General features: G+C 52.4%; 8 protein-coding genes. 4 read left to right on the forward strand and 4 right to left on the reverse strand.

Annotated features, from left to right (window positions below):
- Nucleotides 1-253 precede the first annotated feature (253 nt).
- On the reverse strand, nt 254-1,576 hold the full coding sequence (locus ACZ1HK_RS06000) for a sensor histidine kinase (protein WP_472627928.1): 1,323 nt from the start codon (nt 1,574-1,576) through the stop codon (nt 254-256).
- A 230-nt stretch (nt 1,577-1,806) separates the two neighbouring features.
- Here ACZ1HK_RS06000 and ACZ1HK_RS06005 point away from each other — a divergent pair, with 230 nt between their 5' ends.
- From ACZ1HK_RS06005 to ACZ1HK_RS06015, 3 genes are all read left to right on the forward strand, one after another.
- A complete protein-coding gene (locus ACZ1HK_RS06005) occupies nt 1,807-3,324 on the forward strand; it encodes a tyrosine-type recombinase/integrase (protein ID WP_472627929.1) in 1,518 nt (505 codons plus the stop codon).
- A gap of 957 nt (nt 3,325-4,281) precedes the next feature.
- A complete protein-coding gene (locus ACZ1HK_RS06010) occupies nt 4,282-4,563 on the forward strand; it encodes a hypothetical protein (RefSeq protein WP_472627930.1) in 282 nt (93 codons plus the stop codon).
- 97 nt (nt 4,564-4,660) lie between these two features.
- Entirely contained in the window at nt 4,661-5,365 is a 705-nt protein-coding gene (locus tag ACZ1HK_RS06015) for an IS6 family transposase (protein ID WP_472627931.1), read from the forward strand.
- A 525-nt stretch (nt 5,366-5,890) separates the two neighbouring features.
- Here the strand turns inward: ACZ1HK_RS06015 and ACZ1HK_RS06020 are convergent.
- Complete coding sequence (locus ACZ1HK_RS06020) at nt 5,891-6,193, reverse strand: hypothetical protein (RefSeq protein WP_472627932.1); 303 nt, start codon at nt 6,191-6,193, stop codon at nt 5,891-5,893.
- 636 nt (nt 6,194-6,829) lie between these two features.
- On the opposite strand from ACZ1HK_RS06020, the gene ACZ1HK_RS06025 reads away from it, so the two are divergent.
- Nucleotides 6,830-9,442, forward strand: coding sequence for a sensor domain-containing phosphodiesterase (locus tag ACZ1HK_RS06025; RefSeq protein WP_472627933.1), 2,613 nt, complete (start codon nt 6,830-6,832; stop codon nt 9,440-9,442).
- 638 nt (nt 9,443-10,080) lie between these two features.
- On the opposite strand, the gene ACZ1HK_RS06030 is transcribed toward ACZ1HK_RS06025, so the two are convergent.
- Nucleotides 10,081-11,079: a Hint domain-containing protein gene (locus tag ACZ1HK_RS06030; protein WP_472627934.1), complete on the reverse strand. Its 999-nt coding sequence runs from the start codon at nt 11,077-11,079 to the stop codon at nt 10,081-10,083.
- A 466-nt stretch (nt 11,080-11,545) separates the two neighbouring features.
- The gene (locus ACZ1HK_RS06035) at nt 11,546-13,399 is read right to left on the reverse strand and encodes an EAL domain-containing protein (RefSeq protein WP_472627935.1); all 1,854 of its coding nucleotides are present in this window, start codon (nt 13,397-13,399) and stop codon (nt 11,546-11,548) included.
- Nucleotides 13,400-13,433: the final 34 nt, after the last annotated feature.

Raw genomic sequence — 13,433 nt, forward strand, 5'->3', positions numbered from 1 at the left:
TAGGCGGATCAATACACTAGGAAGATATCATTTGGCTTCCATGCAGTGCGCGTAACATCCACGGCAATGGGGTGCCAATTTACCTCATCTGTTCAAGGGGTTTACGCGACTATTGCCCAATATTTCTTGGCGAAAACCTTAGGGTAGTCTTCGGGCTTCTGTTCTCCTGCTTTCAGGAAACCAGAACGCACCTTTTCCGGCAAAACGGAAAAGCACAAATGGCCCCCGAAGATGCCCCTAGAGGGGCGCCTGGCTATCCTATCATCTCGACGCGTGCTGATCTCTGAGGCGAAGTCGGTTCAGCAAGGTCATTGGCCAACGGTAGGAATAGTGAAATTTCAGTGCCTGCATTCGAGCTTTGGATACAAAGCCCACCGCTGTGCTCCGCCAAGAAACCGGCCACCATCGAAAGCCCGAGACCAGTTCCCTTCCCTTGCGGCTTTGTAGTGAAGAACGGCTCAGTGACCAAAGCCACTTCTTGATCCGGAATTCCCGAACCAGTGTCAGTCACCGTTACCAAGACGTACCGACCGTCTGCTGGTCGATCACCTATGAACCGCAAATTGGGGTCCAACGCTTCAACAGCCGAGAGTCTGATGGCTATTGTCCCATTTCCGACTATCGCATCCGTTGCGTTCTTTACTAGGTTGAACAATGCGGCTGAGAACTGGCGATCATCAACATAGATTTTTGATCCCGGTGCGTCCTGCTCAGATTTGAAGTGAATACGTTCAGGAACCATCGGCCCTGCGAGTTCGATTGTGTCTTCCAAGACGTCATTCGCATCTAGGAAGCGCTTCGTCGATGGTGCTCTTCGAGCAAATACCAGGAGTTGTTGGATTACGCCTTCCGCCCGCGTCGCTGCTGACAATGCTTGAAAAAGTACTTCATCTCGGTCTGCAGGATCTTTCACATACTGCTGCAGTTCCAGGTTTCCCTTGATGACTGTGAGTGCGTTGTTGAAGTCATGAGCGACTCCACCGGCGAGCCGACCAATTGCGGACATCTTCTGCTCTTGGGCTAATCTCTCAGCGCCTTCCAACAGACGGACTTGCCGCTCGTGACCGCTGCGTAAGGTCAAGGCAATATACACTGCAGTCATCACAGACGTGAAAATCAAACCGGCCTGCACCAACGGTTCATCAATCCGCATCACATGTGTTCCGGAAACGAAGACCACAATAATCGAAAAGACCGCAATCTGTGAGGTCACCAACCAACCGATGGTATCGGATCTCCGGACAAAGAACATTGCTGTCGCCACGATCACGAACATTCCAACTAACATCAAACCTGGCTCATCGAGTGAAGCCAAATATGCGGGCAGCCATAGAAATGACGCGTGAACGAAGACGAACAGTGCCGCACCGACAGCTACATGCCTTCTAGTGGGATTTCGCAGCGCGATGCTTAAGCGAAAAAGCCAAAAATGAGCGGCATGCAGTGCGGCGTATGCGAGCACCCAAAGAACCACAGAAAGCCAACCTGTGTACAGGTACAACAGGACGCCGCCGACTGGCACTCCAATGGCGCGGACGATGATGTCGAGCTTTTCGCCATACTCGATATCGTACATTGCCTGCAGCTCGTCTCGGGGTTCTCTGATAAATGCAGCAGGCCTTTGGTGTTGCCCAATTGCTATACCTTTGGACGGGGCCACCGGTCAATTTAGTTCGAGAAATTTCGCTTCCAACACTATTTCGAATGCGGCCCACCAACAGACGACGTGGCTGGCTGAATGGACTCCTAGACTCCTTCCTTCGTAAACTTCCTCATCCACCGAACTTGAGAAATCAAATCCGGTTGGTGGCGAGTTCTGATCCGCCGTGTGGCCAATTATTCGTTGCTGCCTTTGAAACCATAACGACATTCACCGCATCGAAATTTGTGGAGGCACTAAACATGAGAACAGCAGCACATGCTCCTTCCTTGTCATGCGAGGAGAACGTTAGAGCACTTGCCCCAAGAAAAAGCCCTTATTGGAATATCCTGGAGTTCTGTCGCCACATTGGTTTGCAAAAGCTCTCTTCTGGAGAACTTTACTGGGTGGCGCGAATTCGTTGCTTGGATGGGCGGTACAAGCAGACAAGGCTCGGGCCTCATTTGTCCAACGAAGGCCATGGGCTGAATTACAAAGAGGCCTTGGCTCGTGCGCAAGACTGGTTCAATGACCCTGGGATAATGGCCATCTCATCCGAAAAGTACCCCGTCGGGGTCAATACCAAGCTCAAATATACTAAGAAAACAAAAAGCTTCACAGTCGGAGACGCAATGCACTATTTTGTGGAATGGAAGCGCATCGCAGCCGCAAGGACATACTTCGAAACAACCCTTACGCTGATTAACCATCATATCATTCCTCGTCTTGGCCACTTGCCGGTTGAGGAACTCACTCAACCCGTTTTCACCCAATTCTGTATCGACGTTCTTGAAACCGCGCCCAAGAGGGGCAGAGGTGAGTCAGGCGCGCGAGTTCGTTTGGAAGACATCGATCATGAGCGGCTTCGAAAAAGGAAGAAGACCCTTAACACCGTCATCGGCCTGTTGCGCACGGCAATTGAAATGGCCTGGGAAAACGGTGACGTGGAGAGTGAGCTGTATTGGCGACGCCTACGCCGCGTTCCCCACGCCGATACGCCGCGACAGTTCTTTTTGACGCGGGCTCAGGCAAAAAGTTTGATCGTCTCCTGCAGACCCGACCTAGCGCTCTTGGTGCAGGGCGCTTTGTATTCTGGTTGCCGCGTATCTGAACTTGCTCGCCTTCAGGCGCGAGACGTCGGCGGCCACGTGTTCGGGATCTACGTAGCACCCATGAAAAGCTATCGTGGACGTTATGTCGTGCTGCCGAACGAAGGCATGTCGTTCTTCTTAGACCTGGTCGAGGGCTTGGAGGACGAAGATTTGGTTTTCAGAATGTCATCAGGAAGATCATGGTCAGGCTGTCACAAACACCTCTTTAGGGACGCCGTGCGACGGGCCGGATTACCCAATGGTTTTGTGTTTCATGGGCTTCGACACACATATGCAAGCCAGCTCGTACAAGCGGGTACGCCACTCGCAATGATTGCCAAGCAACTAGGGCACTCGAACACTGACACTGTCAGCCGCACATACGGACATCTTTGCTGCGATGGTCTCGAGAGCGAGATATCCCATCGATTTGCCCCCCTTCAAAAAAAGCGAAAGGATGCCAGGCTCGAACGTCTGAGAGACTCTTTGCAAAACCGCACGGAGCCGCATTGGTCCTGGCCAAGAAAGAATAGGAGCAAAGCATCTGGTGAACTGGTGGGCTTACTTAGGTCTCATGAAGAGGAGCTGAAATAGGGCTCTACGAACAGCTACCATTCTTAGTTCGTATAACCCATCTAACCTGCGCGCGTGCTGTTCTCTTCGAGCTTTCTCGCGCAGTCACGGACAGGCGATTGCGACTTAGGCCCTCTGGCAGCACGTAGAAAAGTTTGCCCGTTCAAAAAGTATCCACCGGGACCCCCGGACCCGTGTACAAAATCAGTGGTCCCGGTGAATACAGTGCGGCTGTAATCCGAGCGATACGGCCGTCCAGCATGGATAGTCCTGGAAATCTTGACATGAAGTTAAGTCGGGGCACCGAGGCAGGCTCTTTCACAATGAGAGGAGATTTCACCTTTAAGAGACGATCAGCTTGTACGGCACGCCGTTAACTCTCCGTTTGCCAAATTGGCACACAATTCAGAGATGAGCGGAGTAACTAAGTCTCAGTTCTTGGTCGCTGTGGCCGCGTTGGGTGCGATGATCGCGGCATTGCAGTTCGGGTCGACGTTACTCGAGACAATGCTGGCATTGGCTGGTTGGTCTTTTCTTGCAGGACTTGTTGCAATTGCTGTGCTTGGTGCTTTCAGCTTGTTCAGGTCAACAGATCCAGTTCAACCTCTAAGGCCACATCCGAGGTTTGATGCAGTTCCACAAAGCGCTGAAATCCTGCATCTGGATGCCTTCCGGAATGAACGAGGAGCGACCGACGAAGCGGCGTCCAAGTCTGACTAGCCATACTCAACTACCCGGCAGTTGTAGGTCGCACCTTGCAGCAATCCTCTGTTAACCCATTATTAGCGATTTCAGCTCAAGGCTTTGAAGCATTGCCCTCCTTAGGCATAGGGACGGGGCAAGTACCCACAAAGGCGTTTGGCAGAGCGCCTCATCCCCAGTGCGCACCCCGTGACGGCATTCTGGCCTGGCGGGGTGTTTGTGGACTCACCGATATCTTTCTGTGAGCCTAAAAGGAGATCATTGGAGGATGCTGAAATGAGTGAAGTTGAAAAACTACGCAGAGTATTTGAGGCGGCAAATGCCAAGGCGAGCGCCGAACGATTGATTACAAAGTTGATCCTCCAAACCTTGCTGGCAAGGACCGCAAGGATGGACGACGACCCAGAGCAATTCGTTATGACATTGATTGCCCCAATAGTTGAGGGGATTGACGGTTCAGAGCCGAGCGGCGACTTGCAGAAAACAGTCTTTTCACGAGCAACGGAGTTCGCGCAGGAAATTGAATCTGCGGTTCTTGCCCAACTCGAATTGCAATAGTTCTAGCGAGTGACGCACCCGCGAAAACAACAATACCGATGGCCTTGTCAGAGGAACATTGCTTGAGCGGGGCAGGGCGGTTTCGTAGCGTCGCGGGATGACCAAACGCGCCCCATTTAAGTACTTCAAAACCAGTCCCGAGATTATCCGTCTTACCGTGATGATGTACGTTCGTTTTCCTCTATCGCTTCGGAAAGTCGAAGATCTGCTGCATGAGCGCGGTGTCGATGTGAGCCACGAGAGCGTCCGATACTGGTGGCTTCGGTTCGGCCCGATGTTTGCGTCTGAGATTAAGAAGCGACGGGTCGAAGGGATGGAGTCCGGTCGCCGGCGCTGGTATCTGGACGAGGTCTTCGTGAAGATCAGCGGCAAGACACACTATCTTTGGCGGGCCGTAGATCACGAAGGCGAAGTGCTCGAAAGCTGCGTCACGAAGCGTCGCGACAAGAGGTCCGTACTGAAATCTTTAAGAAAAGCGATGCGCAAGCACGGTCGACCTGTAGTGTTGGTAACCGACAAGCTTCGTTCCTATGGCGCCGCTCTCAAGGAACAAGGCGGCGCAGACCGGCAAGAGACAGGTCGCTGGGTAAACAATCGAGCGGAGCATTCGCACTTTCCGTACCTACGAAGGGAGAGGGCAATGCAGCGCTTCCGGCGGATGCGAAGTTTGCAGAAGTTCGCCTCCGTCCACGCCTCAGTCTCCAACCACTTCAACCAAGACCGTAGTCAATCGAGTCGAAGCCGCTTCAAACTTAGCCGAACCGCCGCTCTAATTGAGTGGCGCGAGCTTTGTGCTGAATAAACCGCAGGGGCTCTGTCCTAGCTGAGACTGGTTCAAATTTGTCTCGATAGCACCCCTCAACAAGTTGCGGGACGACGAGCCAGACCCCGAGCTGGTCGCTGATCTGGATCGGGTGATCGATACCAACCAGAGGATTGTCGACAAGGCGAACTTGATACTGCCAAGCGAGAGCTGAAGCTGCAGTGCAGCGATGGCGGTGATTGGGAGGTCGGGCGGGATGCGGACGTTCGCCGCAGCGCCGCGATCGTCCTTTAAAATCTCAAACCGGACGGTTGGTGTGCACACGACACTGAGAATGCGGCCGCAAGCCCAGCGAAGGTCTGATTTGAGCCCGAAGCTCTGAATTTCTGCGTTCTGCCTAAACGACCGCTCTAGGGAGAGCCGAGGTCGTCTTCCAGTCAGTTGTTGCGGCCATGAAAGGTGTGGTTCTGTTCGAAGAAAAACTCGCGTCGTACAGCATTTTCGGCACGTTCGTAGCGCTTCAGCCACAAAGAGATCGCGGCCTTAGCTGTCTGACGTCGGTAGTTAGTGGTGCATCGGCAGCAACGTTTTTCGGCTACTGCTCGCGCCGAGTCTGCAATTCCCATCATGATGGGTTGAAGCACAATAGGAGTGATCGACTGTTCTGGTGGAACAAACTGTAAACCCACTTGACTGGTTTGCTTCAGCCAATAGGAGAAATACCTCCACATCGGTCGGCGCCATTTGCGTGTCGACTGCAAGTGCGTGGATTAATGATTGCCGGATTTCACTGTGACCATGATCGCCCATCATTGATGAAAGCGTCAGAAGGTTTGCTATTTCGGCGAAGATCTTTTCGTCATGCATTTTGTATTCATCCCGCAAGAAAGTAGCTAGTTTCGCGTGAATTGAATTAGCAAATGATTACTCGCTGAAGCTGTTGCCGTCAGCAGGATCGAAAGATTACGTTTTCTGCTTCATCCCTCAGGTTGTGAACCCCAATTTCTCTCTGAGGATTAGTCGTCGCCAAAAGCACAAGCTCAGCGCGAAACGCGTTGGCTGTATGCTCAAAGCCTTCGACTTCCCCGGCCATTAACGCAGCTGTTGTTCGCTCAATTAGTTCAATTTGACTCATTTCAGTCCACCGTGCTTTACGGCAAATTTTGTCTGCTGTACTTTACAATACCTCCACCTAGAGGTGAGTAGTTAATGAACGGTTAACGATAAAGTCATACAAAAATTCCTCGGCATGAATTAGCCGACTTGCACTAAAGTCCCCTAACTGCGACTTCGTGCTTGGAGGTGGGGCGGATCAATCAAAACTACAATGAAGAAGCAGTACGTTTGCTTTCGTCGATAGCGAAGTGTCGAAAGTAGCTACGGGGAACAAAAAAGACGGACGGCCACTTGGTCCGCAGTCCTACCGTTAACGTTCGGTTAAACAATTGACTGCTAATGCCTTTTGGTAATTGGTACCTAAAGTCGCGATTGGCGATCCTACACATGCCCGACTACCCGCTGCCGCAAAACGAAGTAGCTCGCTTGCAAGCTTTGTGCGACCTCAACATCTATCGCAGCGAGCGGTGTCCCGAGTTTGATGCGATTACTGGGCTGGCTTCTGAGATTCTTGACTGTCCAATTGCACTGATTTCTCTGGTCGAAAAGGATGAGCAATGGTTCAAGGCGAAGGTCGGATTAGATGCCGACACCACGACGCGAGATGTCGCATTTTGCGCTCATGCAATTGCAAAGAACGAGCCCCTTGTCGTTCCAGACGCCCGCCAAGATTGCCGGTTCGAAAACAACCCACTCGTTTTGGGGCACCCAAACATTGCTTTCTATGCTGGGGTACCAATATCGATAGATGGAGAACACAATCTTGGAACACTCTGCGCGATCGACACGAAGCCGCGAGAGATAAGCGAAGCACAGCTTTCACAGCTGGTCCAGCTCGCAAAAGTTGTAGGTGGGCTCATCTGTTCACTTCGAGATCGACGCGCATCGGAACTCGCACAGATCGCTAGGAGCGAACAACACCAACAATTGGTTCGTTCGCTGACGTTGCTGGAGCAAGTGAAGGAGCTTTCCGGGGTTGGGGGATGGGAGCTGCGGCTCGATCCCCAAACTCTCACTTGGACGGAGGAAACGAAGCGAATTCATGAGGTCTCGCTGGATTACGAGCCACAACTGGACACCGCCATTGAGTTTTACGCACCGGAAGCCAGGGAAGTAATTGCCGCTCACGTCTCAAAAGCGATGGAGGATGGCACCGCATGGGACACTGAACTTCCTTTGATCACAGCCAGAAAGCGGAAGATATGGGTGCGTGCAATGGGCCGTCCCGTCTACGAACACGGTGAACTTGTAAGCCTTGTGGGTGCTTTCCAAGACGTCACTGAAACGAGAGAGGCACACAATCGAATTTTGGCTTCTGAGGAGAAGGCGCAATCGCGTTCAAGACAGCTTCAGGTAGTGATTGACAGCATGGATGAAGGTGTATCCGTGTTTGATGGTCAGGGCAAACTGAGAACGTGGAACCAACGTTACATCGACCTTTTCCGAAAGCCAGACGGTGAAGTTCAGCCCGGTGTAACGTTGAAAGAGCTGCTCGAGTTGGAAAAGGCACGCGGCGACTTTACGGTAGATATTGATGCACACCTGAAAGACTTGAAGGCTCAGCTTGCCACCGGCGAAGCTCAATCGCGTGTCTTCCGAACCCAGAACGGTACGATAATTCAATCGACTCATTCTCCGATCCCCGGAGGTGGTTGGGTAGGAACGCACTCCGATGCCACAAAACGGATCACCGCCGCTGAGCAAGACGAGTATGCCGCCCGTCACGATCAGCTAACGGGGCTTGGCAACCGGCTGGAGTTCGAGACTCGAATGGCGGAAGCAGCCAATGGTGAGCTTTCCGGCCAAGCGCATGTGCTAATGCTCGTGGATCTGGATCGATTCAAAGAAATCAATGACACGTATGGCCACCAATCTGGTGACGATGTACTTGTTGAGGTGGCTCAACGCTTGCGCAATTGCATTCGAGAAGATGACTTCATTGCTCGACTAGGTGGAGACGAGTTTGCGATCCTGATAACTTGTGTGCACCGAAAGGCGCGAGCTCATGCTGTCGATCTTGCAGAGCGGATAAATGCGTCCGTTGCGCACCCCTTCGAAATTGGCTCCAAGAGCGAGAGAATTGGTGCAAGCGTTGGAATTTGCGTCGCAGACGGGCCAAGACTCGCGCCACGTGTCCTTATCAGACGCGCAGATCGCGCACTCTACAAGGTCAAGGAAACCTGCCGCGGCAGCTACTATTTTCATGACAACGTTCTTGTCTCAGAGGAATATGCGAAGCAGCGCAGCGACGCTGCCGTTCGCAACTCGGCCAAAAACGGATCGCTGGCGTTAGCCTTTCAACCGATATTCGATTTGAGCCAGCAAGAATTCTGTGGGGGTGAAGCGCTTATTCGATGGGCGGGTTCCTCTCCGACCCAGATTACTCCCAGAGATCTCATTCAGATTGCTGAGAGTACGGGCGCAATTGAAGAGATAGGCACGTGGGTTTTGGAGGAGAGCCTTCGTGTTGCGTGTGATTGGGACCGGGACACGAAAGTGGCCGTGAATGTCTCACCCAGCCAGCTAGGGAATGGCACCTTCTTCGATAAAGTCAGTCAAGCATTGTCGCGCCATCGTTTCTCGGGAGAACGGCTTGAACTAGAGATAACTGAAAAGGTGCTCTTACAGGACAGAGGTGCTGTGATTGAGGAACTTCTGTCGCTTCAATCGCTCGGCGTAAGGGTGGTCTTGGATGATTTTGGTACTGGTTTTGCGTCCCTAAGCTACCTACAGAGCTTTCCATTCAACAAACTCAAGATAGATCGCTCATTTGTGGCAGAGTCATCTCATTTTGCGTCGTCGCGGGCAATCCGAACAGCGATCATCAACCTGACCAAGGAGCTTGGTATGGATTGTACCGCCGAAGGCATTGAAAACCGTGAACAGTTCCAAGACATCGCCGCAGCAGGATGCGATTTTGCACAGGGCTTCTTCCTGGCAGAGCCGGTAAGCGCTGCCGAGCTTCAAAAATCCGAGGCATTCCAGAAAAAAGCCGCGTAGTTAACCGCTGAAGGTGAGTGCCCACTAACTGGCATTGGGTCGCGAATTCAGACTCGTTTGGATTCGCCGCAATTGAAGACTGCAGAAGGTGGATCCATTGGTTTTTCGGTCAGTTTTCAGTTGGTTGGCATCTCCGAAGCGGTCAAAGGCTAGAGGTCCGCAGTGTTTCGCGAACTGTGAGTTCGACTGCGGCCAGGTTACACTGATCCAGCGAACGTGCGAACCTAGGGCCTGCATCGCAGCATGCCGATCGGCCAGTGAACAGCAGCTTGGGGCCGTTGGTTGCCAATATGCCCACTCGTCAAGGAAGATTGACGAATCTGGCAGCTTGCATCGGGAAGGGCCTTCAATGTTCTGGCTGTGGAATGGACCCAATGAGTGAAATCATTAACTTGGTGATAGGCAGCGCATTGGACTTGATCCTAATAGCAGTAGCAGTCGTCGTTATTGTCTTTCGAGCGTATGTACGACGGGCGAACAAACAAAAGGATCAATAAAAGTCGCGGCTGGCGCGAATTGCGACGCGCAACCCCACTACCTGGCGAGGGTAGAAGGGACACCCTGCCTTAGCCTTGCAAGGGTTCCGATCACTCGTACCAAACCGCGTTTTTTCGTATCAAAGCCGAATGCACACCAACCTACGCAACATTCAGTATATCTTGCCGCGGTTCGTCGCAAAGCAGAGTTCCATTCTTCTGGTGACGCAGCAGAAGTTGCTTCAATTTCTTGCCTTTGGCGAAAACTCTGGCAGGTGTCATGGCGAAGATTTCCGATGGGTTAAGCGTCTTCCTGATGGACCTCATTTCCGGTCGACTAAGGTCTGCAAGAGCGCTTCGGCCCAAGTACAGGCTCTCCGTTCCGAGTCCATTTGCTTCAATTACCGAGTGTTCACTTAGCAGCAAGTGAATGTAGGAGAACGGCTTCACTGTTTCCACGCGGCGTATTCCCTCGAAGCCTATTAACTGCGCTGCGGGCGCAAGGATTTCCTGTGCCCCATACATTCTTTGGGCAACTTTTGACCGGATCAGCATCCGGTGCTGTGGTGAAACGAATAGATCGGCATGGTTGGAAGTAAGGGCGAACGCCGTCCCCGGTATTCTAATCGGCGCATGCCTCGGGTTGGCTCGCAAATGCGGTGCCGACATTCTGCGATGCCGAATGAAGGCGACAGGTTTGGCACTACCGCCCAGTACGCAAACAAGATCACCAACGCGGAGATCCTCAATTTTCACGGAGCCAGTTGGGGTGGAAATCAATGTTCCTGGTAGAAAACACGGTGGGCCGAGTTGGCTCGTCAGGAGAGGTCCTTGCGTCGTCACATATGTCGAGGAAAAAAATTCCCCTTCAGAAAGTACTTGTCCATCTGTCGGGGTGAAAATGACGCTGCCATCGCTGATGTAGATTGTCGTGCCCACGTACGTCACGTCGCCAACCCCAGGTACCGTGATCGTCACTGTATCACCTGGCCAAGAAGCTGTGACATCCAGACCGGCTACAGCGTCGTCATCAAACTCGTCAATATCGCCGTCATCATTCTGATCGGTGAGAGTGAACTGTTGGACAGTCACTACTGTTCCAGGATCTGGTGGATTTGCTGGATCAAACGTGAAGAATTGATCTGTAAAACTTGTCGGCATATGGTCACCCAGTTGGTTGAGTTGACCGAGCAGTAGCTTCCCAATTTCAAAGAACTACTAACGTTAAAAGGAATGCGGAATTGTCTCCAGATTTATGGAATACTCGAGAAGACGTGCAAAAACAATCTGGTTGAATACAGAATAACTGTATGCGGTGTGGAGGCCACTGTTAGTCCGTTGCGTCATGCCTTGTTTGCCTGAAGCTTAATGGAGACTCAATAAAGAACATCAAAAATGGTCCCTTCTGAGGGGGCCTTGTCGCGATATGATGCAGATTGGGGGAGCAGAAAAGACGGAGCGCCTGTCTTTCATGGTTGTGCAACTGATTAGCCCCACTTGAGTGGTTCGAAGCCAGTTTTGGGCAGCCAACTGACTTAGTCACCTAAGCTGAGATTGATGCAAGATGCCAAAGAAACAAACCCCGCCCCTGGGCCTCAATGCTAGTTGGTCTCAACGACGAGTGGCACTAGGTCAGATTGTCTGTCGATAGTTCCACTTGTGGGAGCCTCGAAGCTGAACGCCAAAGGCACCCACTCTTCTGATTCAGCATTTTGAATAGGTCGGACCCGGTCATTGGCTTGCCAAAGTAGAAGCCCTGCAAAGTGTCGCATCCCAATTCGCGAGCGAGTTGCGCCTGGGCTTCAGTTTCCACCCCTTCTGCGACCACTTTCAGCCCTAGGCTCTTCCCAATGCCAATGAGCGACTCGAACAACGCTCGGGAATGTTGGCGTTCCGCAGCAGGCCGAATGAACTGACGATCAATCTTGAGAATGTCTGGGTTTATCTGAAGCAGCCCCTGGACTGAGGCATGTCCGGTTCCGAAATCGTCTACCGCAATCTCTACACCGATTTCACGCAATTCCTCTAATGTCCAACTGGTGGCGTTATGGATCTGCTCCAGGTAAACTGATTCAACAAGCTCAACAATCAAACGTGTCGGGTCGATCCCTGAGACTTTAATTTCGTGTAAGAGAGCCGTATCGGAGAGGCGACCAGCAGAAACGTTGATCGCAAACGTGGAGAGCTTGGTATGTGCTTTATCAAGATATGCCACCGCCTTGCCAAGGCGGCTGAACAAGATCGCATCAATCTCTGCTAGGATCCCCATTTGTGCCGCGACTCCTAAGAAATCTGCTGGCGGCAAAAGACCCCTTGTCGGATGAGACCATCGTACAAGAACTTCAACACCCGTAATTTGACTTGTCGAAGCATTCACTAAAGGTTGGAAATAAGGAACGAACTCTTTCCGCTCGCACGCAACTAGTAGCTCTGCCGCCAGATGTCTGGTCGCCAAGGATTTGGTATGCATTTCCGCCGTAAAGAAGGACCAACGCCCCCGGCCCGCCGACTTGGAGTGATAGAGCGCCGTGTCTGCATCCCCGACGATTTCTTCGGGGTTCTTGGTATTTTCGTCCGCGATAGCTAAGCCGACACTGGCCCCACAAGAAACCAATTTTCCGTCGTATTCAAATGGCTTGGACATCTCCTGCATGATAACGTCTGCGAGGCCGCTGATTTCGAGAGCGCTCTCTCCGAGATGCCTCAAAATCACAAACTCGTCTCCCCCAAGCGCGCAACAAGGTCTGGAGTCGGAGGTGATCCGTTTCAGCATTGAGGCGACGGCGACAAGCAAACCGTCGCCCGCTTCATGGCCAAGCGTGTCGTTGATGGTCTTGAAGCGATCCAGATCGATGTAGAGGATTGCGAAGGCGGCGCCGCCATTTCTTAGGGAGGAAATCCAGGTGCTTAGATTCGCCTCAAAGTGCCGCCGGTTAGACAGGCCGGTTAACGGATCCTCGTTGGAGTCGCGTGTGACGGCTGTGGCGATGGAGCGCAGGCGTCTGTTCTCGCTTTCCAAGAAAGCGACTTGTTCCGTGTATTTCGCAACTAGATCGTTGGTGGAGGCGTCGTTTGCGCGCTCTATAACGTTCTTCAACGGTGTTGAGTCGGATTGAAGCTCGATCAAGGAGCAGAGCCACCAGCGACTGCCGTCCTCTGGGTCAGTGAGCGGTGTCCACGTCATCGTAACCCAGACAGGGTCACCGTTCTTCTTGTAGAGCCGCACTCTGACGGAGAAGTGCTCCCAGCGCATCAGCTTATCGATGGTAAGGAGGTGGGCGCTTTGGTCCATGTCCGGGCTGACAAAGATCGTCGCCCGCTGGCCGATAACGTCGGCTTGGTCGAACCCCATTATTCGAACTAGCGACTTGTTGCACCAATGGAACACCATCACCGCACCGTCGTCATCACTTGCGAGGGCCAGCCCCAAGCCTTCTTTGCACTGGGAGGGCACTTGTTCGAGGAGGCCGAGCGATATCATGAAACCATTCACTATGTACCTGAATGGTATCGCT

The sequence above is a fragment of the Gymnodinialimonas sp. JB5-7 genome (assembly GCF_055693405.1).